Origin of the sequence: Corynebacterium pacaense (genome assembly GCF_900169525.1) — a bacterium.
Lineage (GTDB): Bacteria > Actinomycetota > Actinomycetes > Mycobacteriales > Mycobacteriaceae > Corynebacterium > Corynebacterium pacaense.
Map to the genome: position 1 here is coordinate 321,684 of NZ_LT821240.1, position 25,553 is coordinate 347,236.

22 protein-coding genes, 1 pseudogene and 1 other annotated feature are annotated in these 25,553 nt (G+C 65.3%); of the genes and pseudogenes, 5 read left to right on the forward strand and 18 right to left on the reverse strand.

Translation table 11 applies throughout. The features are described 5' to 3' along the window. The first annotated feature begins 56 nt into the window (after window positions 1–56). The 3 genes and pseudogenes from B7E02_RS08635 to B7E02_RS08645 all read left to right on the forward strand — a co-directional run. A complete protein-coding gene (locus tag B7E02_RS08635; RefSeq protein ID WP_080792459.1) occupies window positions 57–368 on the forward strand; it encodes a transposase in 312 nt (103 codons plus the stop codon). Next, window positions 329–457, forward strand: a sequence feature (AL1L pseudoknot). Its footprint overlaps the gene before it by 40 nt. Further along, window positions 380–1,273 (forward strand): IS3 family transposase, encoded by an 894-nt coding sequence (locus B7E02_RS14380; protein ID WP_245802197.1) that lies wholly within the window; start codon window positions 380–382, stop codon window positions 1,271–1,273. It overlaps the preceding feature by 78 nt. Window positions 1,274–1,311: 38 nt before the next feature. Next, window positions 1,312–2,800, forward strand: a pseudogene (locus B7E02_RS08645) (cation:proton antiporter); the annotation flags it as partial. A gap of 13 nt (window positions 2,801–2,813) precedes the next feature. On the opposite strand, the gene B7E02_RS08650 reads toward B7E02_RS08645, so the two are convergent. The 3 genes from B7E02_RS08650 to B7E02_RS08660 all read right to left on the reverse strand — a co-directional run bounded on the left by B7E02_RS08650 (window position 2,814) and on the right by B7E02_RS08660 (window position 7,489). Further along, entirely contained in the window at window positions 2,814–4,157 is a 1,344-nt protein-coding gene (locus tag B7E02_RS08650; protein WP_080795016.1) for a hemolysin family protein, read from the reverse strand. Window positions 4,158–4,244: 87 nt separating this feature from the next. Continuing rightward, window positions 4,245–6,002 carry an ABC transporter ATP-binding protein gene (locus tag B7E02_RS08655; protein ID WP_080795017.1) on the reverse strand — a complete coding sequence of 586 codons (1,758 nt, stop codon included), beginning with the start codon at window positions 6,000–6,002 and terminating at the stop codon, window positions 4,245–4,247. 65 nt (window positions 6,003–6,067) lie between these two features. After that, a complete protein-coding gene (locus B7E02_RS08660) occupies window positions 6,068–7,489 on the reverse strand; it encodes an ABC transporter transmembrane domain-containing protein (RefSeq protein WP_080795019.1) in 1,422 nt (473 codons plus the stop codon). Between the two features lie 167 nt (window positions 7,490–7,656). Between B7E02_RS08660 and B7E02_RS08665 the strand changes: the two genes are divergently transcribed. Next, complete coding sequence (locus B7E02_RS08665; RefSeq protein WP_080795020.1) at window positions 7,657–8,427, forward strand: class I SAM-dependent methyltransferase; 771 nt, start codon at window positions 7,657–7,659, stop codon at window positions 8,425–8,427. Window positions 8,428–8,429: 2 nt separating this feature from the next. On the opposite strand, the gene der is transcribed toward B7E02_RS08665, so the two are convergent. The 5 genes from der to B7E02_RS08690 all read right to left on the reverse strand — a co-directional run bounded on the left by der (window position 8,430) and on the right by B7E02_RS08690 (window position 13,224). Continuing rightward, window positions 8,430–10,043, reverse strand: coding sequence for a ribosome biogenesis GTPase Der (gene der / locus B7E02_RS08670; RefSeq protein WP_080795024.1), 1,614 nt, complete (start codon window positions 10,041–10,043; stop codon window positions 8,430–8,432). Then, window positions 10,040–10,753, reverse strand: a complete 714-nt coding sequence (cmk, locus tag B7E02_RS08675) for a (d)CMP kinase (protein WP_080795027.1) — start codon at window positions 10,751–10,753, stop codon at window positions 10,040–10,042. The genes der and cmk overlap by 4 nt, the downstream gene beginning before the upstream one ends. Continuing rightward, complete coding sequence (locus tag B7E02_RS08680) at window positions 10,750–11,724, reverse strand: pseudouridine synthase (protein WP_080795031.1); 975 nt, start codon at window positions 11,722–11,724, stop codon at window positions 10,750–10,752. Before B7E02_RS08680 ends, cmk begins: the two co-directional genes overlap by 4 nt. A gap of 88 nt (window positions 11,725–11,812) precedes the next feature. Further along, entirely contained in the window at window positions 11,813–12,367 is a 555-nt protein-coding gene (gene scpB, locus B7E02_RS08685; protein ID WP_080795033.1) for an SMC-Scp complex subunit ScpB, read from the reverse strand. Continuing rightward, window positions 12,364–13,224 carry a sulfurtransferase gene (locus tag B7E02_RS08690; protein ID WP_080795036.1) on the reverse strand — a complete coding sequence of 287 codons (861 nt, stop codon included), beginning with the start codon at window positions 13,222–13,224 and terminating at the stop codon, window positions 12,364–12,366. Before B7E02_RS08690 ends, scpB begins: the two co-directional genes overlap by 4 nt. Window positions 13,225–13,428: 204 nt before the next feature. On the opposite strand from B7E02_RS08690, the gene B7E02_RS08695 reads away from it, so the two are divergent. Continuing rightward, complete coding sequence (locus B7E02_RS08695) at window positions 13,429–13,992, forward strand: GNAT family N-acetyltransferase (RefSeq protein ID WP_080795040.1); 564 nt, start codon at window positions 13,429–13,431, stop codon at window positions 13,990–13,992. Window positions 13,993–14,225: 233 nt separating this feature from the next. Here B7E02_RS08695 and B7E02_RS08700 read toward each other — a convergent pair whose 3' ends face one another. From B7E02_RS08700 to B7E02_RS08745, 10 genes are all read right to left on the reverse strand, one after another. Continuing rightward, a complete protein-coding gene (locus B7E02_RS08700; protein ID WP_080795043.1) occupies window positions 14,226–15,053 on the reverse strand; it encodes a segregation and condensation protein A in 828 nt (275 codons plus the stop codon). Between the two features lie 10 nt (window positions 15,054–15,063). Further along, window positions 15,064–15,939, reverse strand: a complete 876-nt coding sequence (locus B7E02_RS08705) for a ParA family protein (RefSeq protein ID WP_080795046.1) — start codon at window positions 15,937–15,939, stop codon at window positions 15,064–15,066. Between the two features lie 188 nt (window positions 15,940–16,127). Next, window positions 16,128–17,042 (reverse strand): site-specific tyrosine recombinase XerD, encoded by a 915-nt coding sequence (xerD, locus tag B7E02_RS08710; protein WP_080795048.1) that lies wholly within the window; start codon window positions 17,040–17,042, stop codon window positions 16,128–16,130. Then, window positions 17,039–17,698, reverse strand: coding sequence for an NUDIX domain-containing protein (locus B7E02_RS08715; RefSeq protein ID WP_080795051.1), 660 nt, complete (start codon window positions 17,696–17,698; stop codon window positions 17,039–17,041). Before B7E02_RS08715 ends, xerD begins: the two co-directional genes overlap by 4 nt. A 38-nt stretch (window positions 17,699–17,736) precedes the next feature. Next, complete coding sequence (locus B7E02_RS08720; RefSeq protein WP_245802233.1) at window positions 17,737–19,404, reverse strand: CTP synthase; 1,668 nt, start codon at window positions 19,402–19,404, stop codon at window positions 17,737–17,739. Window positions 19,405–19,641: 237 nt separating this feature from the next. Next, window positions 19,642–20,598 carry a copper transporter gene (locus B7E02_RS08725; RefSeq protein WP_080795056.1) on the reverse strand — a complete coding sequence of 319 codons (957 nt, stop codon included), beginning with the start codon at window positions 20,596–20,598 and terminating at the stop codon, window positions 19,642–19,644. A 28-nt stretch (window positions 20,599–20,626) separates the two neighbouring features. Then, on the reverse strand, window positions 20,627–21,820 hold the full coding sequence (steA, locus tag B7E02_RS08730; protein WP_080795060.1) for a putative cytokinetic ring protein SteA: 1,194 nt from the start codon (window positions 21,818–21,820) through the stop codon (window positions 20,627–20,629). After that, entirely contained in the window at window positions 21,808–23,628 is a 1,821-nt protein-coding gene (gene recN / locus B7E02_RS08735) for a DNA repair protein RecN (protein WP_080795062.1), read from the reverse strand. The genes steA and recN overlap by 13 nt, the downstream gene beginning before the upstream one ends. Window positions 23,629–23,716: 88 nt before the next feature. Then, window positions 23,717–24,727: an NAD kinase gene (locus tag B7E02_RS08740; RefSeq protein WP_080795065.1), complete on the reverse strand. Its 1,011-nt coding sequence runs from the start codon at window positions 24,725–24,727 to the stop codon at window positions 23,717–23,719. Then, the gene (locus B7E02_RS08745; protein ID WP_080795068.1) at window positions 24,724–25,548 is read right to left on the reverse strand and encodes a TlyA family RNA methyltransferase; all 825 of its coding nucleotides are present in this window, start codon (window positions 25,546–25,548) and stop codon (window positions 24,724–24,726) included. The genes B7E02_RS08740 and B7E02_RS08745 overlap by 4 nt, the downstream gene beginning before the upstream one ends. Window positions 25,549–25,553: the final 5 nt, after the last annotated feature.

Genomic DNA, 25,553 nt, shown 5'->3' on the forward strand with positions numbered 1-25,553 from the left:
GCGTGGTTCGCCCCGGGTTTAATGGAGGGTAGGAAATTGGAAAAGGAAACCCTTACATGCCCACCAAATACACTGTCGAGCTCAAGCAGCGCGCTGTAGAACTCGTGCTCCACGCTCAAGCTGATCCCGTCACCGCCCGGGGCGCGGTCACCCGCATCGCCGACGAACTCGGCGTGAGCAAGGAAACCCTGCGCGTCTGGGTCCGCACCCACAAGCAATCCGGAACCGACACACCGGCCGAATCGATGGACCTGGAAACAGAAAACCGCAGGCTGCGGGCCGAGCTCGCCGAAGCCAAACGCGCCAACGAGATCCTCAAGAAAGCCTCGGCTTTTTTCGCGGCGGAGCTCGACCGCCCACACAAGTAATCGTCACCTTCATCGACGACAACCGTGCTCAGTTCGGGGTCGAGCCCATCATCCGCGTCCTGGCCACCACCAGCGCGAAGATAGCCCTGAGCACGTATTACGCCCACAAATCACGGCCTGAATCAGCCCGGTCCATCCGGGACAAGCAGATCACCCGGGCACTGCGCCGGATCTTCGAAGACAACTACTCATGTTACGGCGCCCGGAAGCTGTGGGCGGAGATCAACCGCGAGGCCACCTTCGGTCACGTCGCCCGCTGCACCGTCGAGCGTCTCATGGCGACCGACGGGCTGAAGGGGATCCGGCGGCGGAAGAAAAGACCGTCAACTCGCAGCGCCGACGCCGGCGAGTGTCCTGTCGACCTGGTGGAGCGCAACTTCGCCGTGACCGCGCCGAATATGCTGTGGGTCGCCGATATCACCTATATCCCCACCCGGGCCGGGTGGGTGTATGCGGCGTTTGTGTTGGACGCCTACACCCGTGAGATCATCGGTTGGCAAGTGACGAACCACATGCGGGTCTCGTTGGCCCGCGATGCCTTGGATATGGCCCTGTCGGCTCGTCTTCGCGCTGGTGAGGACGTCTCTGGGCTGATCCACCACAGCGACCGTGGAGTGCAATACCGCTCTATTACCTACGGCGAGTCATTGGCGGAGTCGAAGGTCGTGGCCTCGGTCGGATCCCGCGGCGACTCCTATGACAACGCGATGGCCGAGGCGTTGAATTCGATGTTCAAGGCCGAGCTGATCGACCGCAGGACGTGGCCGGCGCTGACCGATGTGATCGTGGCGACCTCGAAGTGGATCGGGTGGTACAACAACCGCCGGTTGCACTCCGCACTGGCTCATCGCCCGCCGAAGGAAGTTCACCAGGAATGGCAGAAGTATCAGGCCTACGCGGCCTGATCGACAAGTAAATCACCCTCTACAAAACCCGGGGCTTGACAGGGCTTCCCTGGCCCGCTCTCCTGACAATTGTGGCCGCCGGTGGTGCGCTGATCCCCTTCACCCCGGACCTTGATATCCCCGCCGACCTGATCCTCCCGATCTTCCTGCCCCCGGCTGCTGTGGGCACTGGCCAGGAGGACCTCCTGGTCCGTGATCAGGGCACAGAAGTCGACCATCCTGTCCTTCTCCGTTCTGCTGGTGTTCACCACCATCGCGGTGCTGGCAGGCACCACCATTCTGCTGCTACCCGGTATCGGGGTGTCGGCGGCCATCGTTCTTGCTGCCGCACTCGCCCCACCGGATCCGGTGGCCGTGGACGCCGTGGCCGAACCCGCGGGTATTCCGAAGAGGATCACCACCACGCTGCAGACCGAGGGTCTGTTCAACGATGCCGCCAGTATCGTCACCTTCCATGTCGCCCTCGCCGCCCTGGTCGAGGGCTCAGACCTGTCCTTCGGACGCGGTGCCGTCGATTTCCTGTGGTCCGTTGTCGCCGCCATCATCCTCGGTCTTCTCGTCGGCCGGTTGGCCGCGTGGTTCAGCGATCACGTTGAATCCGTCGCGGCACGCAACGCGCTGACATGGGTGCTGCCCTTCGCCATCTACATCGGCGCCAAGGAGATCGGTGGGTCCGGTGTCATCGCCATCGTCATCGCAGCAGTCGAACTGAACTCCCGCGCCTCGATCGGCGCGGAGGACCGCCTCTCGGGAAGCGCTTTCTGGGCGACGGTTGAGGTGTTGTTCACCGGTGTCGCCTTCGGACTGATCGGACTCAACGTCAGAGCCGCCGTGCAGGAGGTGGGAGCCCAGCTGTGGCACGCGGTCTGGGTCGGTGTGGTTCTCGCACTCGTAGCCACGGCTGTCCGCGGCGCCTGGATGTACGCCACCTACCGGAAGAACCGTCACCGCCTCGGCAGGCAGGGCGGTACCGTACCCGTGGGCATGCGGGCACCGCTGCGGCGGCAGGAGGCGCTGCTGATGACCTGGGCGGGGATGCGCGGACTGGTCACCCTCGCGTTGGTTCTGTCCATCCCGAGCAATGTCTTCCCCTTCCATCATGAACTCACCGTGATCGCCCTGGTCGTGCTCCTTCTGACCATGGTCGTCCCGGGAATGACCCTGCCCTGGTTGGTGCGGAAGCTCAATCTGGACAAGGGACCGGACCCGGCCGGCGATGAGAGCATCGCCAGACTCACCGAGCGGGCTCGGAAGGCCTCTGTGACATACCTGGTCGAGAGATCAGATCTTCCCCCCGAACAGATCGAGGCCATCAGAAACTGGATTGCCCAGGGCATCGATGCGGACCCGGAACGCACCGAACAGCTGCAGGTGCTCCGGGAGAGGGCGCAGAAGGCCAGGATCAGTGCGCTCCACGCGGCGCAGGCGGAGCTGCTGCAGGCGCGCAGGGAACCCGGCGTCAATCCCGCCTATGTCGATGAGGTCCTCGCCGGCGTCGATCGCATGCTGGTCGCGGCGAAACGGTAGGCTCCGGGGCGCGTCACTCCTGGTTGTCCGCCCCCGGAACCTTGGCCTTGCGCAGTGACACACTGACGATGCGGTTGCCCCTGACCTTTATGATCTCCAGTTCATAGCGGACACTGCGATCATCATCCTCACGGTCGATGGTGTACTCCGGGGGCACCGGGATGACATCACCCTCCCTGCCCAGGCGGCTGAGCTCGGTGACGATCCACCCGGCGACCGTTTCATAGGGCCCCTCGGGAAGATGGATCCCCGTCGATTCGGCGAAGTCCTCCAGATTCGTGGCCCCGTCGACCTGCTTGGACTCGTGCAGCGCCAACACCGCCTGGTGCTCGGCGCGGTCATACTCGTCCCAGATCTCCCCGACCAGTTCCTCGAGGAGGTCCTCAAGGGTGACCAGTCCGTCGGTACCACCATATTCGTCGATAACTACGGCGATGTGGTGTCCGCTGGCGCGCATCTGGCGCATGGCCACGGGCAGCTTCAGAGTGCCGGGGAATTGGGCGATGGGACGCAGGATGGCCTTGACCGATTCCTCGTTGCGTCCCTGTGCGGCGAAGTCGAGGAGATCCCGGACATGGATGAACCCGATGACGCTGTCGATGGTGCCCTCGAACACCGGGTAGCGCGAATAGGGGTGGTGCCTGATCGCCTCGGTCACCGTCGCCACGGTCTCGCTGGCGTCAAAGGCCACTACATCGGAGCGGTGCCGCATGATCTCCCCCACCAGGCGGTCGTTGGCATCGAAGACATCCCCGACCAGTTCCCTTTCCTCCTCCTCGAAACCGTCGAAGGTGGTGACGATTTCCCGGACCTCCTCCGAGGACATCGATTCGGTGCGTGCGTTCGGATCAAAACCAAGGGCACGGAGTAGCAGGTTGGAGGTACCGTTGGTGATCCAGATGACCGGGCGCATCAGCTTGACAAAGACGTTCAGCGGCTTTGCCACCAGCAGTGATATCCGCTCGGCCTTCTGCATGGCGATCCTCTTGGGAACCAGTTCGCCGAGCACAAGGGAGAGATAGGAGACGATGATCGTCAGGACCACCAGCGCCACCAGATCCGCGGTTGCCTGGGACATTCCCCAGGACACGAACACCGGGGAGACCTGCGGGGCGATGGTGGAGGCACCGAAGGCCGAGGAGAAGAACCCGGCAAAAGTCACGCCGATCTGAACGGCGGAGAGGAAAAGCCCGGAGTTCCGTGCGAGCCCCGCCACCGTCCGTCCGGCACCCGGACTGCGTTCCAGGCGCTTGATCTGGGATTCCCGGAGGCTGACAAGTGCCATCTCGGTGGCGGAGAACACGCCTCCGATGAGCACGAAGACAAGAACCAGCACCATGCTGAGACCCACACTCATTTAGCGTTCACCCGCTTCCACTGGCAGCGAACCGACGGTGAACACGGGGTGGGATCTCACAAGTGGTTGGAAACTCATGTATCCACTCTAGTTTCTGCCCGCGCTCCATGCCGACCAAAGGCGCGTGTACATCCCTCCCCGTGCCCTCAGTTCCTCGTGCGTACCGGATTCGATGATCTCCCCGTGATCCATGACCAGGATCCGGTCGGCGCGTGCGGCCTGGTCCAGTCGGTGGGCGACAACCAGCGCGGTACGCCCCTTTGTCACCTCGTTCGCGGCGGCCTCCAGTGCCCCGGCCCCCGCGGAGCCGGCCTCCGCGGTCGCCTCGTCCATGATCACAATCGCAGGTGAGAGCAGCAGAACCCGGGCCAGTGCGAGCTGCTGCGCAGCAACGGGCTCCAGCTGGAGCCCCCGGGCCCCGACCACGGTGTCCAGTCCGTCGGCGAAGTCATCGAACCAGGACTGGGCCCGGACCGCCCGCAGTGCGGCCACCAGCTCCTCATCGTCTGCGCCGGGCTTGGCCAGTGTGAGATCCTCGCGCAGTGTTCCGGAGAAGACATGGACCTCCTGACTGACCATGGCGAGCCGGGCCTTTCGTTCCCGGTCCGACAACGAGGACACGGGAAAACCATCAACCAGGACGACCCCCTCGTCCGGGACCCTGAGTCCGGCGAGCAGCGCCGCGACGGTGGTCTTCCCGGCTCCGGATGCACCGACGAGCGCGACGGTCTGACCCGGTTCGATGTCGAGGTTGATCCCGCGCACCGCCCAGCCGTCGCCGTAGCTGAAACCGACCCCCCGCAGAGAAACGCGGCCCTGCGGCGCCGGTGCACCGGCGTCGGGGACCTGTGCCGGCGGATCCGCGACCACACCGACGATCCTGGCCAGTGACGCGTACCCGGACTGGATGGTATCGAGCACGCGCATGAACATGTTCATGGGACCACGCAACCGGATCAGCATGAGGACGGCGCCGGTAACCGCGCCCACCGACAGCGATCCAGCGGCCACGAGGCGGTAGCCGATCAGCAGTGCGATCGAGAGCATGAGGAACTCCGCACAGAGCATCCAGGTGTTCAGGATCAGCATCGTGGTGCGGGCCCTGATCCCGCGGGTCACCACGGCCCAGGAGGCCTGTCCGATCTCGGTGTGCATCTCCTGTTCCATGGAGAAGGCCCGTACGGTGGCCCGGCCCCGGATCGCCTCGAGGACACGGCGCGCACGTTCGGCCATCGCCGCACGTTCGGCGGCGTAACGCGCCGGGGCCACGGACAGATACCTTCTGGCGGCCAGGTAGTAGACCGGCGCCACCAGGGCGGGAATGATCAGGAACTGCCAGTCGAGGGTGAACAGAGCGACGACCGTCGCCAGGATCGTGAAGGCGGAAGTGGTCAGGATCGGCACTGTCTCGGTCACCGCGGAGGAGAGCTCGGCGATGTCATCGGTGGATCGGCTGACCAGATCGCCTGTGCCCGCATCCTCCACGCGGTGGGTGGGCAGGCCGAGTGCGGTACCCACCATCGCCTCCCGCAGGTTGGCGATTACCCGTTCGGAGATGCGGGCCACCAGGTAGAAACCGACGGCGTTGAGCACGGCACCGACCACGGCGACGATCACCAGGGTCGCGCCGATCGTGCGGAGATCGCCCCCGCCACCCCGGACGAGATCGACGATTCTGCCCAGCAGCTGCGGGACCAGCACCGCGCAATAGGAACCGAGACTCAGCAGCACCACCGATACCAGGAACCAGGGGGCGGCGTGCGGGGTCCGCCGCAGCTGCCGGCCCACCTCGCGGCGCACCTGCGCCAGCGTCGCAAGTGGGAAGCGTAACGACGCCTCGGCCATCACCTCTCACCCCTCATCAGCGGGAGCAGCGCCGCGGAATCCAGGCGCTGTCGCGCCACGGAATTCTAGGCGGGTGCATCACTGACGACGATGGTCACCCGCTCACCACGGAAGTCCGTGACCTGTTCGGCGATGTTCTGCTCGGTCACCGAGTCCACGGCCGTGGTGGGATCCTGGAGCACCAGCACCTCGGGGTTGAATGCGATGGCGCGGGCCAGTGCCACGCGCTGGCGCTGACCTCCGGAGAGCATTCCACCACCCTCCCCCACCTGTTTTCCGGCCCCACCGGGTATGTCGGAGCAGGATGCCACGGTAATCGCCGCCGCGGCGATCGCCGGGTCCGGGAAGACATTGTCCGCCACGGTGCCCTCGAAGAGATCCGCGGCGTGCGGGGCGACGATGACGCGGTGCCGCGGCATAGCCTCCAGAAGCTCGAGAAGTTCATGGTGCCCCTCCCCCGCGTGCAGTACCGTCAGCCCGGCGGGCAGGGCGTCGATGGCCCGCTCATCGGCGGTGGAGGTGCGTTCAAACCCGGCACCGAGCACATCGCGGATTCGGCGGCCGGAGGCTTCCGCCGAGGCCCATCTCGAGGCGAGGTTGCGTCCGAGCATTGTCATCGGTCCGATGAGAAACTGGGTGAGACCGACCACGGTGATCAGTTCGCCGATGCTCATCGATCCGTTGAGAGCGAGATGGCCCGCGGATACTCCGATCGCGGCGACGAAGACGGCACCTGTGGCCTCGGTGACCCCGTTGAGCCGGGCTTCCGCGGCGTTCGCGCGGATCGTCTTCTCATAGGCGATCGATGACACCTTCTCATAACGGCGCCGCACCGTCGTGATCGCACCGAGCCCCTTGAGAATCCTCAGTCCCTGGACAACGTCGGTGGAAGTCGCCGCGGCCTGGGCGATGGCCTGCTGGCGCTGCATTGAGCGGCGTTGCAGGGGTCTGGAGACCCTGAGCGCGATACCCACGAGAACGGGCCCACCGATTATGACGGCGATCCCCAGCCGAGGGTCGATGAAGAACATCACGGTTGCGCCGTAGATGACAGAGACCACCTCTGCGACGGGGAACACCGTCATCATCACCACCTCACCGACGCGTTGAGTATCCGAGGATGCGATGGACAGCAGGCCGCCGGCGGTGCGTTCGCGACCGGCCAGCCCGCGTGGGTCCTGGATTCGATCGGTGACCATGGTTCGCAGATCGTGACCAACCAGCTGCTGGCTGCGGACTAACATGTAGCGCGCGATCCAGTTGACTGCGATGGAGAACGCGAAGAGCAGCGCGAGAACGAGCAGCCAGAGGACCAGCCTGGCCAGATTCTGTGTGGCGATGGCATCGTCGACGGCCCTGCCCACCACCACCGGGGTCAGGCCGTTGCAAACGAAGGACAGCGCCATTCCCGCGGATGCGATGAAACTCCACGGGCGCTGGGAGAGCGCCACCTTGAGAATCCACCACCGGGCGTTCAGGGCAGGCATTCTCGAGGGTTGTGCGCCGGGTCCGGGTAGCGCGCCATAATCAATGACGCTCCCGCTGTTCCGGTGTGGGGAGGGCGTAGACACAGGGAATAAGCCTAGCCTATGTGCGGGCTCACCGATATATCGTTATTTCGGTGGGGGAGCCTCCACTATGATTATTTCCCGACATGACATATCCTCCCATTCCCCCCGTCTCCCGCCGCGACGCACCGCTGTTCGCCACCCCGGAGCACCGTGGGCTCGGTGCCTCCGCCTTCACCTCGGGTGGTGGCAGGTACCACGACGTCCGCCCCGGCTATCCAGCTCAGGTCCTCGACCTCATACCCGCCGGATCGCGGGTGCTGGATGTGGGTGCGGGCACCGGAAAACTGACAGGGCAGATGCATGCCCGCGGGCACGACGTCTGTGCACTCGATCCCAGCCCGGACATGCTGAAGGTCCTCCGCGTGGCGGTACCGAAGGTACCCTGCTGGCGCGCCACGGCGGAGGCGACGGCTGTACGAGGGGGTGTCTTCGATCTGATCACCTGTGCCCAGACCTGGCACTGGGTCGATGTGGTGGGCGCCTCCTCCGAGTTCGCACGGGTGGCACCCACGGTACTGCTCGTGTGGAACAACCTGGACACCCGGGATCCCTGGGTCCACAGACTCTCCCGGATCATGCATGCCGGCGATGTGCTCAAACCGGGCTTTCTCCCACACATCGGGGCACCGTGGGCCGTCTCCTCGACGCTCCGGTGCGACTGGTCCCAGACGATGACCACGCAGCAGATCATCGAGCTCGCCCACACCAGGTCCTACTGGCTGCGCGCCGGGGAGACGGTGCGCACCAGGGTCGACGCGAATCTGGACTGGTACCTCCATGAGCACCTGGGATTCGCACCGGGTGAGCAGATCGCACTTCCCTACCGCTGCGATGCCTTCCTGCTGCGCAGGTAGGATTATTTCTTCTTGCCCCTGCGCTCGCGGACACGGACGGCGATGCGGACCGGGGTGCCCTCAAAGCCGAAGCGCTCGCGGAACTTGCGCTCCAGGTAGCGTCGGTAGCCGGCCTCGAGGAATCCCGTGGTGAACAGCACGATCACCGGCGGTCTGGTGGAGGCCTGGGTGGCAAACAGCACGCGCGGGAGCCTGCCACCGCGCATCGGTGGGGGGTTCGCCGCGATCGCCTCACGTAGCCAGGTGTTGAGCTGACCCGTCGAGATGCGCTTGTCCCAGTTGCCGAGCGCCTCCAGCATCGCCGGCTCCAGGCGCTGGAGCGCCCGGCCGGTCTTGGCCGAGATGTTGATGCGCTTGGCCCAGGGGACGTGGGCCAGCTGCTGGTCGAACTCCCGCTCAAGGTCCCATCGGCGGTCCTCATCCATGAGATCCCACTTGTTGAAGGCGATGACCAGCGCCTTGCCCGCATCGGTGATCATGGCGAGCACCCGCTGATCCTGTTCGGTGATCGGCTCGGCGGCGTCGATGAGCAGGACACAGACCTCGGCGGAATCGATGACGCCACGGGTCCGCAGCGAGGCATAGTACTCATGCCCCCAGGCGTTCCTCACCTTTTTCCGCAGCCCGGCGGTGTCCACGAACTTCCACAGCTTCTCATCCAGCTGGATCAGTGAGTCAACCGGGTCGACGGTCGTTCCCGCAACGTTGTCCACAACCGAACGGTTCTCGCCGGCGAACTTGTTGAGGAGCGAGGATTTACCCACGTTGGGCTTGCCCACCAGGGCCACCCGACGGGGTCCCTCGACGATGGACGTGTTGCGCGGGGCCTCGGGAAAGGATTCAAGGACCTTGTCCAGAACATCGGCGCCGCCGCGGCCGTGCTGTGCCGAAACCGGGAAGGGATCACCGAGACCGAGGCCGTAGAACTCCGCCATGTCGGCCCACTGGCTGTCCGAATCGAACTTGTTGGCCACCAGGATCACCGGCACCTCCGCCCGCTGCAGCCTGCTGGCCATCACGGAGTCTGTTTCAGTGACGCCGACCTTGGTGTCCACGACGAAGACGATCACATCCGCGGTTGCCATGGCCACCTCGGCCTGGCGCGCAATGGCACCGTGGATCCCCTTGACGTTGGGATCCCAACCGCCGGTATCCTGGACCCAGAAGCGTTGTCCACCCCAGTCAGAGATATAGGAGATGCGGTCGCGAGTGACTCCGGGGAAGTCCTCGACCACCGCCTCCCGACGCCCGATAAAGCGGTTGACCAGCGTTGATTTACCGACATTGGGTCGACCGACGATGGCGACTGTGCACAGTGACTCCTCCAGGTGGTCGCTCTTGGGCACTCCAAAGGCGCGCTCGACCTCCTCCCACTCGTCCTCGGTGTAGTCCTCCCCGAAGTCCGGGGCGGCGAAGTCGTCATCGTCGAAATCACCCTCGTTTGCGGCATCGTAGCCGAACTCGCCGGGATCGAAATCGGCGCTGGCCCAGCCACCGTGGGGGGCGAGCTCCTCCTCGTCGGCGAAGGCGCCCTCGACATCCATTTCGCCCTTGGCGGTGTGGTAGACGAAGACGGTGTCATCATCCTCGCCGGGAAAGCTGTTCTTCTCGGTCACTTGTTGCTCCTTTCAGCGGAGGTGTGAGCCAGGGTGATCAATGTATCGAGGACCTCGTCCATGGTCATGTTCGAGGTATCCAGGATCACGGCGTCATCTGCGGGTTTCAACGGGGAGACGGCACGGGTGGAATCTAGTTCATCGCGGCGCTGGACATCAGCCAGCACCCCGGCGTAGTCCACGCTGCGGCCCGCGGCCAGATCCTGATCGTAGCGGCGGCGGGCCCTGACCTCCGCGGAAGCGGTGAGGTACGCCTTGAGGGGGGCGTCGACAAGCACGACGCTGCCGATATCGCGGCCCTCAACGACGCAGCGCCGCGCCGCGGCGCTGAGCTGGCGCTGGAGGGCGACAAGGTTGGCGCGTACCTCCGGGATCGCGGATACCGCGGAGACATTACGGGTGACCTCCGGACCCCTGATCTCGCGCTGTACGTCGACGCCGCCGAGCAGAACCTCGGTGGAATCGGGATCGTCGGAAATTTGCAGCGGCAGATCCGCGGTGGCCGCAATCACGGCGGCGGTGTCGGTCGGATCGATCCCCTTGTCCAGCACATGGAGGGTGGCCACGCGGTACATGGCACCGGTGTCGAGGTACTTGGCGCCGAGCCTCCTGGCCAGTGCGCGGGAGACCGTGGATTTCCCGGTGCCGGAGGGTCCGTCGACGGCGATGATCAACCCTCCACCCGGGAGATTGGAAAGTGCTTCCGTCACAGGTCGACCACCTTGTACAGGCTGGCGAGCTCTGAGGAGTTCAGGGCGCGCAGGGTGCCGGGCTTCTGCTCACCCAGCTGGACGGTGTGCAGCTTGGTGCGCACGAGGCGTTCGACGGGGTAACCGGCCTCATCGAGCATGCGGCGGACAATGTGCTTGCGACCCTCGTGGATCTCCAGGCGCAGCAGGGACTTGCCCTGGTGGACATCGATGATCTGAACGAAATCCGCCTTCGCCGGTCCGTCCTCCAGTTCCACCCCGTCGCGCAGAAGGCGGACCAGATCCCTTCCGACCTCGCCCTGCACGGTGGCCAGGTAGGTCTTGCGGACCTCGTAGCGGGGGTGCATGAGGCGGTTGGCCAGCTCACCGTCGTTGGTCAGCAGGAGCAGACCTTCGGTGTCGGCGTCCAGACGCCCGACATGGAAGAGCCGCTGACCGGCCGAGATCTTCTCGCTGACCAGGTCTCCGACGCAGGGCCGTCCCATCTCATCACTCATCGTCGAGTGCATCCCGCGTGGTTTGTTGAGGATGAAATAGGCCAGATCCTCATTGACGTTGATGCGCACGCCGTCCACGCGGATGATGTCGGTGGCGGGATTGACCCGGGTGCCCTGCGTGGTCACGATGGCGTCGTTGACCTCCACCCGACCCTGTTCAATCAGGATTTCGGCGTGTCTGCGGGAGGCCACCCCCGCCTGGGCGAGCACCTTTTGCAGGCGGACCCCGGCGTTGTCGTTGCGGTTGAGAAAGCCCTGGGACCAGTCATCCCCGGTGTTGACATTCTGTTTCTTCGCCGGCTTGGCGTTGGAGAGAAGGAGCTCTTCCTTCTTCTGCGACTGGGGATTGTGGTGGGCGGCGGGTCGGGTGGATCCGGGCTTGTAGCCACGGGATGCGGACCGGAATCCGCCAGAGGAGCGTCTGCCCTGCGGTTTCTTTTCCGGTGTGCCATCACGGCGAGCGGGTGGGGTCACGTGAAGTGTCCTTAATCTTGATAAAGCGTATGAAGTTGGTTCCTGGCCAACCATAGTCGCTGAACTCCCGCTTCTCCAAGGCGGGCGATCAGAACTCCTCGTCGATGGTGTCCACATCTGGCAGCAGCGGCGCGAGATCGGGCAGACGGGAAAGGGAGTCGATCCCGAGGAGCTCGAGGAAGAGCTCGGTTGTTTCGTAACGGTGTGCGCCGGTGCTCTCCTCCACGCCGACCTCGCGGACGAGTCCGCGCAGCTGAAGGGTCCGCATCACACCGTCGACGTTGACCCCGCGAACCGCGGAGATCTGCGAACGGGTCACTGGCTGCCGGTAGGCGACCACGGCCAGGGTTTCCAGGGCGGCCCGGGACAACCGGGACTGGCTGCCGTCCAGCAGCAGCTTCTCCACCGCGCCGGCGTTCTCGGGACGGGTGTAGAAGCGCCAGCCCTCGGAGCTCTCCCGCAGATCGATGCCGCTGCCGCGCTCGTCGAGTTCCCCCGCGATCTCCCCGAGGAGGTCGGCCACAGCTAGCTCCTCCATCTCCAACACTCTGGCCAGGGTGGCGATGGGCACCGGGGTGTCCACCACCAGGAGGATGGACTCGATGCGGGACCGGGCCTGGGAGATCAGGGGGACACCGCTCATGATTCAGCAGTCCGGGCGACCGGCCTGCCGCTGTCGGGATTGCCCCATTCAGCCCAGGAACCGTCATAGACGGTCACGTTGCGGTAACCGGCGATCCCGGCTGCGAAGGCATCGATGCAGGCGGTGACCCCGGAGCCGCAGCTGAACACCAGCTCCCTCGCGTCACCGGCGGCCGCACCGAACAGGGAGGCCAGTTCGGCGGGTGGCCGGAGCAGGCCGCGGGCGTCGACAAGCTCGGTGAAGGGCAGGTTCGCACTGCCCGGGATGTGGCCACGGCGCAGACCCGGCCGCGGTTCGGGGTCATTTCCGAGGAATCTGCCCGTGGAACGGGCGTCGATCACCTTCGCACCCGGCCTTTCACGCGCATCATCCACCTCGGACGCGCCACGGAGAAGACCGTGGTCGGTGGCACCGGTTATCCGGCCCCCGCCGGTGGGCGTAGACAGCTCCATGGTGGGTAGCCCGGCGGCGATCCAGGCTGGGAGTCCGCCGTCGAGCACTCCGATCTTGTCCAGTCCGGCCATTCTCAGCAACCACCACACCCGCGGTGCGACAACCAGTCCGTGGCGGTCGTACACGACCACGGTGCTGTCATCGGAGATGCCGAACCGCTCCAGCAGTCCAGGCAGGTCCGCGGGCACGGTGTGCGGAAGGATCGAGGCGGGATCGGAGAAATCGGCGTCGATATCGGCGAGGAGGGCCCCCGGGACGCCGCTGACCCGTGACGGCTCCGGATCCCCCATGGAGGCGCAGAGGACGATGGGCGGATGGTCCCCATCCAGCTGGGCGGCCAGCCAATCGACGCTGACCAGGGGTGAATCCACGGACGGCCGCCGGGTGCCGGTTTCGGTAGTCATGGGATTGATCCTACAGAGCCGCGGAGCACCGCGGTTTCCGGAGCCGGGCACCCCCTGATCAAGGGTGGCCCGCCGGGGTTCTCCTCGGTGACACCTTCCGGCAATCTGGATGTCACCTGCACTTTTCGCAGGACCCGGATCACAATTCCATTATTTTAGTGAACTGACTCACACGGATGGTGTTTCTTGTTCTAGTATTCCCCCATGGCTACCATCACACGCACAGACCGGCTCATCCTCATTCCGCTGACCACCGAGCTCGAGGATGAGGCACACAAGATCTATTCGGACAATCGGGTCTGGGGCCACCGACCGCAGGCGCGCCACACCAGTCTCCGTGAGACACGGGAGATCATCGAGCGCACACACCGCAGTTGGAACGCCAGGGACCTCGGACCCTGGGGTGTTTACCTGCGCGAACGCCCCTCGGAATTCGTCGGGGTCGGTGGAGTGGAGCTTGTCGACGGCAAGGTGTGGGACCTCAAGTACCGTCTCCGCCCCGACCTCTGGGGCAACGGCTACGCCACCGAGATCTCCCGCGCCGCCACCGACGCGATCCGCCGCAGCGAATCCTCCCTTCCGCTGACCGCACGCGTCACCACCAACCATCCGGCCTCCTTCCATATCCTGGAGAAGCTCGGACTGACCCAGGTCTGGGAGGGGCGCCGCGCCGGCACCGAGGATGATCCCACCGAACCCAATGTCCGCATCTACTCCGACCGGGAACTCGACGATGAGACCCTGGAGATGCTCAAGAAGCGACCGTAGGTCGGGCACGGCGCGCGGGCTTTCGCCCAGTCTCGCGTGCCGTTGGTTACCAAACGGTTGGCGCTTCCGGGAGAACTGCTAACAGCCGGTTCTCCCGCTCAGGCGTTGGTCCCTCGCGGTTGGCCCGTCGATGAGGCCCGAGGTGATGCCTATCGACGGCAAGAGGAGTATCACGGCAACGCGATCGCGCGCAACCGGGTCGGGACCGCCGACCATCGTCAGGAAAAGCGTCACTAGCTCCAGTTTCCGGCTGCCACCACCGCGGGATCGACCTCCATGCCGGTCCAGGCCACGCGGAGTTCTCCGAGCGACTCCTCCTGGTGGGTCTCCACCGCCCGCGCCTTGTAGAGCTCCAGCAGCGCCAGGAAGCGTCCGACCACCTCCATGGAGACCGTGCAGTCCCTGGTGAGGAGCTGGAAGGTGAGAAAGTGGTCCACCCCGGCCAGCTTGAGGGTGTCAAGGAGACGACCGGCCTGTTCCGGGACCGACACCGCGACACGGTGGATGTGGCCCGTGGACACCGTCTCGGGCGGACGAGGCCGGAACACCACGGCGGACAGTTCCGCGAAGGAGGTGGCGTTGTGGCCGAGGGTCACCGGCGGAAGCAGCTCCGCGAACCGGGGTTCCAGCGACACCGCGCGGGGATACCGTCTGCGGGCGGACTTCTGCCAGGTGGCGAACATCTCCGCCACCTGTTTGTAGGCACGGTACTGCAGGAGGCGGGCGAAGAGCAGGTCCCGGATCTCGAGCAGCTCGAGGTCCTCCTCGCTGTCCACCTCACCGCGGGGCAGGAGCCGGGCCGTTTTCAGGTCGAGCAGCGTTGCAGCCACCACCAGAAACTCCGTGACCTCGTCCAGGTCGCTGGTCTCTCCCAGTGCCCTGGTGTGGGCGATGAACTCATCGGTGACCCGGGACAGCGCCACCTCGGTGACGTCGAGCTTCTTCCTGGAGATCAGCTGCAGGAGCAGGTCGAAGGGTCCCTCGAAGTTGGACAGTGCCACCTGGAACCCGCCGTTTGCCGGCTGTCCCCCCGGTTCCTGCGCCGGTGCCGCCGCTGCCATGGACGGGCGCCTAGCGCTTCGCGGTGCGTTCGATGACCTCTTTGGCCAGGTTGCGGTACTGCATCGCCCCCTGTGAGGAGGGTGCCCAGGTGATGATGGGCTCGCCGGCCACGGAGGTCTCGGGGAAGCGCACGGTCCGGGTGATCACGGTGTCGAAGACCTTCTCATCGAAAACCTCGACCACTCGCGACATCACCTCGCGTGCATGGGAGGTCCGGCGGTCGAACATGGTGACCACGATGCCGAGGATCTCCAGATCGAAGTTGAGGCGGTCCGCAACCTTCTCCACGGTGTCGGTCAGCAGCGCGAGTCCGCGGAGGGAGAAGTACTCACATTCCATCGGGATGATCACCCCGTGTGCGCAGGCGAGCGCGTTGACGGTCAGCAGACCGAGGGAGGGCTGGCAGTCGAGGATGATGAAATCGTAGTCCCCGAGCACCGGCCGGAGGGCGCGCGCGAGCGTCTGTTCCCGACCGACCTCATTTACCAGCTGGATCTCAGCGGCGGAGAGATCAATGTTGGCCGGCACCACATCCAGTCCGTGGACGGAGGTGCGGTGAATCGCCTGCTGGATCGTGGTGTTGTTGTCCACCATGAGGTCGTATACGGTGACCTCGACATCCTGGTGCGGAACGCCGAGACCGGCGGAGAGCGCGCCCTGGGGATCGAGATCCACCAGAAGGACCCGGCGCCCCAGCTCCGCGAGGCAGGCACCGAGATTGATGGTGGAGGTGGTTTTACCCACGCCGCCCTTCTGGTTGGCCATCGCCAGGATGGTCGCCGGCCCATGCCGCTCGAGCGTGATAGGTTCCGGCAACTCGCGCAGGGGACGGCCGGTGAGGCCAAGCTCAACACCGGGAGTGTCGGACAATCCCGAATCGCTCACAGTCAAACCCTCTTCCTTGACTCATGGACCAACAGGGCGGGTGAGAAATTACTCCCCTGTCATTCACTTTCACGACCACACTACATGCACCTTAGGGCCCCTTCCCGCATTAAGAACGTGCACACGCCGGAGCGTCTCCCGACCACCTCCACGGTCAAGCCTTAAAGCTTTACCAAAGGGGGTATCGCTCAGGCCCGGGGATGCGCGGAGTGCCACACCTGCCGCAGGTTCTCCGCGGTGACATGTGTGTATATCTGGGTGGTGGTCACCGAGGAGTGACCCAGGAGTTCCTGGACCACACGGATGTTCGCACCGCCCTCGAGCAGATGTGTGGCGAAGCTGTGGCGCAGGGTGTGCGGCGAGACCTCCTTGTCCAGTCCGGACCGCTCCACCGCCCTTTTCAGGGCCGCCCACGCGGACTGTCGGGACAGAGCCCCGCCGCGCATATTGAGAAACAAGGCATGGGACTTGCCCTTCGCGAGTAACGGTCGACCGCGTACCAGGTACCGCGCCACCGCGTCGCTGGCCATGCTGCCGTAGGGCACCAACCGCTGTTTGCTGCCCTTTCCCGTCAGGCGGAGCACCTCCGGAGCCTCGGAGACATCATCGACGCTCAGGCCCACCGCCTCCGAGATGCGGGCCCCGGTGCCGTAGAGCACCTCGATCAGCGCCCTATCGCGCAGGTCCGCCGCGGTGGCCGCGTCATCTGCGGGGCAGGCGTCGATAAGCAGTGACACCTCCTCAATCGACAGCGTGTCCGGCAGGTGCCTGCCCGTCGCCGGCGGCGCGACCTCGGCGGCTACATCGATGACGACCAGACCCTCGCCGAGGGCGAACCTGTGCAGCCCGCGGACCACGATCAGGGCCCGGGCGGCAGAGGAGGCGCCGAGGGCGGTGCGGCCGTCGACACCCCGGCGCAGATCGAGCACGTAGGCCTCGATGTCGGCGACCGAAACGACGTCGATGTCGGTGATTCCGGCGGAATCCAACCAGTCGACGTAGCGCAGCACATCGCGGCGGTAGCTGCTGAGCGTATTGGCGCTCAGTCCGCGTTCAACAGCCAGATGCGTCAACCAGGTTTCTGCGGTGTCGTGGACGGTCACAGCTTCTTCATGTCGGGGACGATGCCCTCAGCTTTTCGACGCCCCGGCAGGCTGCGCGGCCGGTAGGTGAAGGGTTCATCCGTCGACCGCGCCTCCGCGCGGCCGGACAGCACGGCATCGGCGGTCAGAATGCCCGCGATGGCGATCGAATTGACGATTCGGCCGCTGAGGACCATGTCGCGGGCGGTTGCCAGCGGGAACCACTCGAGGGTCATATCGGCCTCCTCATCGTCCTCCGCTTCCGGCCGGTGCACGGCGGTGAGATCGCGTGCCAGATAGATCCGGCACGCCTCCTCGCAGAAACCCGGTGAGGTGACCAGATCAACGAGCAGCGACCACTCCCCCGCCACAAGGCCCGCCTCCTCCACCAGCTCCCGCTGCGCGGCGGTCAGTGCGGGCTCGTCTGCGATGTCGAGCAGACCCGCGGGCAGTTCCCACAGCCGGTCCCGGACACAGTGCCGGTACTGGCGAACCAGGGCGATGGACTCCCCGTCGAAGGCCACCACCGCCGCTGCGCCGAAATGCTCGACGATCTCCCTGTCCGCGGCTCTCCCGCCGGGCATCAGGATGGTGTCGCGGCGCACCGCGAGGATCGGGGCCTCCAGCAGCAATTCGGAATCGGTGACCTGAAATTCGTGTTCTCCGGGGATCGTCATGGTTTCTCCATTCTAGGACGTCCGGGACGTGGCCGTGACTATCTGTTGAGGGCGGCGCGAATGAGGCCCTCGAACAGGGGATGTGCCCTGGTGGGACGGGATTTGTACTCGGGGTGCGCCTGGGTGGCGATCAGGAAGGGGTGCACCTCCCTGGGGTACTCAACGAACTCGATCAGCTCACCGTCTGGCGAGGTACCGGAGAACACCAGCCCCGATCCCTCCTCAATCTGGCCACGGTAGGCGTTGTTCACCTCATAGCGGTGCCGGTGCCGCTCGGAGACCTGCGTCGTTCCATAGAGCTCGGCGACCAGGGTGCCCTCCTTCAATCGTGCGGGATAGGCACCCAGACGCATCGTGCCACCGAGATCCGCCCTGCCCGAGACGGCCTCACGCTGCTCCGCCATCGTTGCGATCACCGGCTGTTCGGTCTCCGGATCGAATTCGGTCGAGGATGCCTTGTCCAGACCCGCGCGCCTGGCCGCCTCGATGACCGTGCACTGCAGTCCGAGGCACAGTCCGAGCAGCGGGACCCCGTTGACCCTGGCGTAGGTGATGGCACCGATCTTTCCCTCGATGCCGCGGATCCCGAAACCGCCGGGCACCACGATGGCATCGAGGTTGCCCAGCGCCTTCTTCGCGCCCTCGGGGGTTTCGCAGTCGTCGGAGGTGATCCATTCGATGTTGGCTTTGACATTGTTGGCGAATCCGCCGGCGCGCACTGCCTCCACGACGGAGAGATACGCATCGGGAAGGTCGATGTACTTTCCGACGACCCCCACGGTGACCTCACCGGCAGGGTGATGGACGCGGTCCAGCAGGCCACCCCACACCGTCCAGTCGACATCGCGGAAGGGCAGGCCGAGCCTGCGGATGAGGAAGGTGTCGAGATGCTCGCGGTAGAGGGTCTGGGGAATGTTGTAGATCGAGCTGGAATCCGCGCAGGAGACAACACCCTCCTCCTCGACATCGCACATCAGGGCGATCTTGCGCTTGAGTCCCTCCGGCACCTCGCGGTCGCACCGCAGGACGATCGCATCGGGGACGATACCGATCGATCGCAGCTCGGTGACCGAATGCTGGGTCGGCTTTGTCTTGAGCTCACCGGAGGTGGCGAGATAGGGAACCAGTGAACAGTGGATGAAGAAGATGTTCTCCCGTCCGACCTCATGGCGGACCTGGCGCGCTGCCTCGAGGAAGGGCTGGGACTCGATATCGCCGACGGTGCCACCGATCTCCGAGATCACCACATCGGGCTGATCGCCGTTGTCGTCCGGCTCCCCCATGGCAAGGATGCGTGCCTTGATCTCATCGGTGATATGGGGAATGACCTGAACCGTCTTGCCAAGGTATTCGCCCTTGCGCTCCTTGGCGATCACCGTCGAGTAGACTTTGCCGGTGGTCACGTTGGCGTTGGCGTTGAGGTTCCGGTCCAGGAAGCGCTCGTAGTGTCCCAGATCCAGGTCCGTCTCCGCCCCGTCCTCGGTGACAAAGACCTCGCCGTGTTCAAAGGGGTTCATCGTGCCGGGATCTACATTGAGATAGGGATCGAGTTTCTGCATGGTCACGGACAACCCGCGGGCAATGAGCAGCTGACCCAGGCTGGCCGCCGTCAGCCCCTTCCCCAGGGAGGAGACGACACCACCGGTGACAAAGACATGTTTGGTCTGCTTGCCCGACTGGGCACTGGAATTTCGGGATGTTGACACTGGCATGGGCCTTCCATTCTTCGGTTGCTGTGCTGCTCGAGAGTGTCTGACGCCGATTGTGACATCCCCCTGCGGAAAGCACCCAGAAAATGGAAAATCCGCAGGGAGGAGTTTCTGCGCTTCTCAAACCTACGGAATTCCAGCATAACACAGCATTCATTTGCCCCTATATCAGCAGGTCACTGGCTCTTTACCGGCAGTTTTACCTGTTAGAGGACAGATACTGGCGATGAGCCCCTACCCCGCTGTGGGACCGTTCAGTGCGGGACTGGCCGCCTCCGCCGAGGCGGCGGCGCCGTAGGCGCCCGACTGGCCCGACAACTCCTCCCTGACGGCGAGCACGGTGGCGATCTTGCCCCAGGTGCGGTCCAGGGAGTCAACGGTGGACACCTTGGCCGCCGCATCAGGATTGGCCCGGATCCGTCCGATCACACCCGTGTCCGCCGCTGTCCGAATCCGGCCGGCGACCACGACGCCGTCCCCACGGGAATCCAGTGCCCTGGCAAACAATGACTGGGATTCAGCCGCGAAACCGGAATCGCCGGATCCGTCGCTGTCACCGGTGATCAGAACGATCACCTGTCCCGGGAGTATGGTGCCGTCCTCGTAGCTGATGAAACCACTGTCCCGCAGCGCCCCCAGCAGTAGGCCCCGCTCGGGGGTGCTGGCGATGGGTTCACCGCTCTCCGGATTGAGCATCAGCGCCGAACCCAGCGCCTCACCGGCGTGGGTACCCGGGTCCAGCTGCGTCTCCGACAGCTGCGCTCCGGCGGGAAGCGTGTTGGCGACGATGGACTTCAGTTGATCCGCACCGTCCTGGGAAAAGAAGGAATCCTCGAGGTGGATTCTTCCAGCGTCAACCGCACCGGCGGAACGGAGCAGCCAGGCCACATCATCGATGTCCGACTGCTCAGCATCGGAGGTGTACATGACCAGCACCGGGCGTTCGGTGAGCGTTCCGGCCACCGCATCATCGGCGATGGAATCGATGACACTGTCGGCCTGCTGGGCCTGGACCGCGTTGATCTCCGCCTCCTGCCTGGCACGATCCAGCTCCGCGGTGGAGGCCGCGGTCTGGTTGGGTGCATCCGGCAGATTAGGCGCGAGGACGTAGGTGCCGAAGGCGACGCCGACTGCCGCACCGAAGGCGATGCCGGCAACGGTGAAACCGGCCCTGCCGTTAGATCTAGCCATCTTAGTCTGTTGTCCCTTCGTGGTGGATCTAGGAGAACCAACCCTGGACGCTCAGCGCGAAGCTGTTCCAGGTGTCGATGAGGTTGTCGGTGAAGGAGCCGTCCCCCGCCGTACCGGCTATGACAATGACCACGGCCACGGCCACGAGGACACCCAGCAGAGCCCACAGCCAGGCCAGCGAACCCGAGCTGCGCACGGTGTAAAGCTCGGCGATGGCCGAACCGTCCACCAGCTTCGCGCCCACTTTGGTCCGGGTCAGGAGCGCGGCGGGACCCGCGGAGGGATCACCGTCAAAGACCCGATCGAGATCCAACGGTGCCCCGACATTCACCACGAGCTGGGCGTTGTGGTAACTGGCCAGCAACAGTGCCAGATCAGTTGCGGAGCTCACGGCCGCGGGAAAGGTCATTGCCCCGATGCCAAGATCCTGGATTCGTTCCAGGCCGTCGGCGTGTCCATCCGGATCCGCGGGAAGGATCACCTTGGCCCCCGACCGCAGCGCATCCGAACCGATGCCGGTGGGATTGCCCACGATCAGGGCGGGCTTGTAGCCGAGCTCGACCAGTGTGTCCGCCGCGGCATCGACACCGATGAGGACCGGATCGTACTCCCGGATGAAGTTGCGTAGCTCCTTGATCTGGGTGCGGTGCCGCGGACCGGGGCTAATCACCAGCACCTTGTTGCCCTCGATGTCGGTGCCCGCATCGGGGATCCCGAGGCCGTCAATGAGCAGCGGCGCCTCGGAATGGATGAACTGGATGGTGTTGCCGAAGTAGGCCTCCATGTGATCGACCAGCGACTGCTGGGCCTCGGTAAAGGTGTGCTCGGCTGCCGTCCTGGTCACCGGGGTGCCAGAGGCGATCAGGCGTTCGCCATAGAACAGCTGCCCGTCCTCGGTCAGACGGCCCTTCTTGCCCTCCTTGAGGGAATCCCAGATCTCCGCGCCGATGCCCTCGACGAGGACGATATCGGCGTCGAGAAGCATCTGGGGACCGAAGTTCGGTATGGAACCGGTGGTGAACCGTGCCACGTTGATCACGGCAGCCGGCCGGGCCGCGAGGAGCCGCTGAGCGAAGGCCCTGCTCAGATCCGGTGCATCGATGATCGCCAGGTCGCCGGAGGAAAGACGCTTCAGGCCCCTGCCCTGCGGGGTGCATTGGCGGGTGGCGCCCTGCAGGCCCGGCAGATCGGCGTTGCGGTTGAACAGACTCATGCCTGCCATTGTGGGGCGGAAGTCTCAACCATTGGTGGAGGCGCGCGAAAAAAAATTCCCGCGCCCTCCCCCGCCCCCAGTTCCCGCCGTTCGCGCTGTGCGCGTTCGAGGAGCTCCGTGGCGTGCGCACGACCCGTCTCCGTGTCATCGAGTCCGGCGAGCATCCGCGAGAGCTCCTCCACCCGACGCTCATGGCTCAGGGACTCCACGCCCGAACTCACCGAGGCCTCTCCGACGTCCTTGGCAACATGGAGGTGGGTATCGGCGTAGGCGGCGACCTGCGGAAGGTGGGTGACCACGATCACCTGGTTGTCATTGGCCAGTCGGGCGAGCCGGCGCCCGATCTCCACGGCCGCACGCCCACCCACCCCGGCATCGACCTCGTCGAAAACGAGTGTGGTCCCGGTGGTCCCGGCAGCGAGGATCACCTCTAGCGCCAGCATCACCCGTGAGAGCTCACCGCCGGATGCGGAGGAGGCGAGGGGGCGTGCGGCGGCGCTGGCGTTCGGCGCCAGCTGGAACTCCACCTGATCGGCGCCACCCGCACCGGGTGCGACGGTGGACATCAGCACCTCGAAGCGGGCCTTCGGCATGGCAAGGCCCTGTAACTCGGCGGTCACGGTCTGGCCCAGTCTGCGGGCGGCTCTGGTCCGGGCCGCGGAGAGCTTCCGGGCCGCGGACATCATCGCCCCGGAGGATTCCGCGACCCTGGTTCGAAGCGCATCGATCGCCTCGGAGGAGATGTCGATGCCCTCCAGGCGCACCTGCGCCTTGGCCCGCCACTCGAGGACACCGTTGATATCGGCCGCGTACTTCCGGGTGAGCAGTTTCAGCTGCTGCTGCCGGGAGAGCATCTGATCCAGCGCCCGGGGGTCGGAGGGCAGATCGGAGAGGAAGGCACCCAGTTCCATGGAGACCTCACCGAGCCGCGAGGTGATCTCACGCAGCTGCGCTGCCAGCTCGATGAGCTTCGGATCCTCACTGGTACTCAGCGAGGCCTCGGCGTGGCCGAGCTGGTCGGAGGCCGCCTCCTGCTGATCATCGAATCCACCGGCCCCACCCATGTCCTCGCTCAGCGCCCCGGCCCCGTCTATCGCCGACAGTGCCGTGGCCGCCTGGTCCCGGAGGGTGTCCACATCCTGCAGGCGACGGATCTGGGCGAGCAGCTCGGTGTCCTCGTCGACCTCGGGGGCGACCTGATCGATCTCATTGATCGCGAACTGCAGGCGATCGACCTCCTGGGCTAATTCCCTGCGGCCACCGAGGCGCTGCTTGAGGTCCTTCTCCAGCTCCCTCCAGGAGCGGTACCTCTCGCCGTAGCTGCGCCGCAGACCGGCAATGGCGGGATCAAAGCGGTCCAGGGCCTGGAGCTGCCGCTCCGGAGAGAGCAGGCGGAGCTGATCGTTTTGCCCGTGGATGGTCAGGAGCTCATCGGTGAACTCGGAGAGCGTTGCGGCGGGAACCGAACGCCCGCCCAGATGGGCCTTGGAACGGCCGGTGGCACTGACGGTGCGAATCGCCAGGAAATCGCCGTTCTCGTCGGCCTCTCCCCCGGCGTTGTGCACGATTGCGGTCGCGCGTTCGACGATGTCCCCCGGGATCCCCTCGGTAATGAACCGTCCCTCCACCGCCGCCCGTTCCGATCCGTTCCGGACGCGTGAGGCATCCGCCCGACCCCCGCACAGCAGTCTGAGACCCGTGACAACCATGGTCTTTCCGGCGCCGGTCTCACCTGTGAGCACCGTCAGGCCCGAACTGAATTCGGCCGAGGCGGCCGGGATCACTCCGAGATTTTCTATCGCGATGTCTGCGAGCATGGGACCACTCTACATCACGGGTACGGCTTTCATACGAACACCCGTACTAAACAACGCGTTCCGGGGCGGGTGTTCCGCGGTGTCCGACCTACCGGGTCGGGCCGCCGTCGAAGTCCCGGGTCTCACGGTCAACCGCGGTCAGCGGTGGCTGCTCCGCGGGCTCCTCGAGGGGCTCCTTCGGGGTCGGACCCCGCCAACCCACCACCGGCAGCCGCAGTTTGGTCACGAGGCGGTCCGTGAAAGGTGAGGAATCCAGTCGGACCCACCGCACCGGGCGGGCACCGCGGACCACCTCGACGCGCGAACCCGGTGGCACGGGGATCGGCCGGAAACCGTCCATGACCGCCAGAGCGGGAGAGGTGTCGGAATTGGATTCCACGGCGACGGTGGATCTCGGTGAGACGACCAGCGGTTTGGTGAACAGAGCATGGGCGTTGTTCGGAACCACCAGGATCGCATCGAGTTCCGGCCACAGCACCGGGCCCCCTGCGGAGAAGGCGTAGGCCGTGGAGCCCGTGGGGGTGGAGATCAGGACCCCGTCGCAGCCGAAGGAGGCGACGGGTCGCGCATCGACCTCGAGGGTGGCGTCGAGGACGCCGCGCCGGTTGAGGTTCTCCACGCTCACCTCATTGAGCGCCCAGCCGGTGCCTATCGTCTCGAGGCCGGAGTCGCGGACGACGACATCGACGGTCATGCGGTCCTCGACCCGGTAGTCGCGGTCGATCACCCGTCGGATGGCCTCCTCCAGGGAATCATGCTCCCATTCCGCGAGGAACCCGACGTGGCCGAGGTTGATGCCCAGCACCGGAAGATCGACGGCGTGCGCGAGATCCGCCGCACGGAGGAAGGTTCCGTCGCCGCCGAGCACGAGGACGAGTTCCGCTCCGATGGCCGCCTCGCGGGAGTGCAGGACATGCTCGAATGTGCCGAGCACGGGATGGTTGCTCAGCGGATCATCATCCTGACCGACCAGGACCCGAACCGTGATCCCGGCGGCCTCGAGCTGATGGGCGGCCAGTGCCGCAGATTCAATGTTTGATTTGCGGCCGGTGTGCGGCACCAGCAGAACGACGCGTTCCCCGGCTGGAGATGAGGTCATGGGTGTGGTCCTTCCTCCACTGCTGTGGCGATCATCTGATCCAGGTGATCCGGGTTCGGCATGGAGGCGCCGCCGTCCTTGATCAGCCACAGAAAGTATTCTACGTTGCCCGATGGCCCGGGCAGCGGTGAGGCCACCACCTGGCGCAGGCTCAGTCCGAGTGACGCGGCGAATTCCGCAACCTCACGGGTGACCTCGGCCCGCAGGGCCGCCGAGCGCACCACGCCGCCGGTGCCGAGGCGGTCCTTGCCCACCTCGAACTGCGGTTTGACCATGGGGACCAGGGAAGCGCCGTCGACAAGCACCCGTGCGATCGCGGGAAGGGTCAGTCGCAGGGAGATGAAGGAGAGATCGCCGACCATCATGTCGCAGGGCCCTCCGGTATCCTCCAGGGTCAGGTAGCGGATATTGGTCCGGTCGACCACCCGCACGCGTTCGTCGTTCTGCAGGCGCCAGATGAGCTGACCGTAACCGACATCGACCGCAACCACCTCCGCGGCACCGCGACGCAGCAGCACGTCGGTGAAGCCACCCGTCGACGCCCCGGCGTCGAGCACCCGGCGGCCCGCCACCGAGAGACCGTGGGGTTCGAAGGCCTCGAGCGCCCCGATCAGTTTGTGCGCGCCCCTGGACGCCCAGTCCTCGAGACCGGACTCCTCGACACGAATGGAGACCTCGGGCTCGACCACCGTCGCCGGTTTCAGTGCGAGCATGCCGCCGACAAACACCCGGCGACCGCGGATGAGCTCCACCGCCTGCTCACGGGACCGTGCGATCCTCCTGCGCACCAGCTCAGCGTCGAGTCTTCTTCGTGCCACCATCACAT

Excerpts from the sequence above, each read along its gene's own strand:
- B7E02_RS08635 (WP_080792459.1), top strand. The coding sequence starts at position 57 with ATGCCCACCAAATACACTGTCGAGCTCAAGCAGCGCGCTGTAGAACTC.
- B7E02_RS08650 (WP_080795016.1), bottom strand. The coding sequence starts at position 4,157 with ATGAGTGTGGGTCTCAGCATGGTGCTGGTTCTTGTCTTCGTGCTCATC.
- B7E02_RS08655 (WP_080795017.1), bottom strand. The coding sequence starts at position 6,002 with ATGGCCGAGGCGTCGTTACGCTTCCCACTTGCGACGCTGGCGCAGGTG.
- B7E02_RS08660 (WP_080795019.1), bottom strand. The coding sequence starts at position 7,489 with ATGCCTGCCCTGAACGCCCGGTGGTGGATTCTCAAGGTGGCGCTCTCC.
- B7E02_RS08665 (WP_080795020.1), top strand. The coding sequence starts at position 7,657 with ATGACATATCCTCCCATTCCCCCCGTCTCCCGCCGCGACGCACCGCTG.
- scpB (WP_080795033.1), bottom strand. The coding sequence starts at position 12,367 with ATGAGCGGTGTCCCCCTGATCTCCCAGGCCCGGTCCCGCATCGAGTCC.
- B7E02_RS08690 (WP_080795036.1), bottom strand. The coding sequence starts at position 13,224 with ATGACTACCGAAACCGGCACCCGGCGGCCGTCCGTGGATTCACCCCTG.
- B7E02_RS08695 (WP_080795040.1), top strand. The coding sequence starts at position 13,429 with ATGGCTACCATCACACGCACAGACCGGCTCATCCTCATTCCGCTGACC.
- B7E02_RS08700 (WP_080795043.1), bottom strand. The coding sequence starts at position 15,053 with ATGGCAGCGGCGGCACCGGCGCAGGAACCGGGGGGACAGCCGGCAAAC.
- B7E02_RS08715 (WP_080795051.1), bottom strand. The coding sequence starts at position 17,698 with ATGACGATCCCCGGAGAACACGAATTTCAGGTCACCGATTCCGAATTG.
- B7E02_RS08725 (WP_080795056.1), bottom strand. The coding sequence starts at position 20,598 with ATGGCTAGATCTAACGGCAGGGCCGGTTTCACCGTTGCCGGCATCGCC.
- steA (WP_080795060.1), bottom strand. The coding sequence starts at position 21,820 with ATGGCAGGCATGAGTCTGTTCAACCGCAACGCCGATCTGCCGGGCCTG.
- recN (WP_080795062.1), bottom strand. The coding sequence starts at position 23,628 with ATGCTCGCAGACATCGCGATAGAAAATCTCGGAGTGATCCCGGCCGCC.
- B7E02_RS08740 (WP_080795065.1), bottom strand. The coding sequence starts at position 24,727 with ATGACCTCATCTCCAGCCGGGGAACGCGTCGTTCTGCTGGTGCCGCAC.
- B7E02_RS08745 (WP_080795068.1), bottom strand. The coding sequence starts at position 25,548 with ATGGTGGCACGAAGAAGACTCGACGCTGAGCTGGTGCGCAGGAGGATC.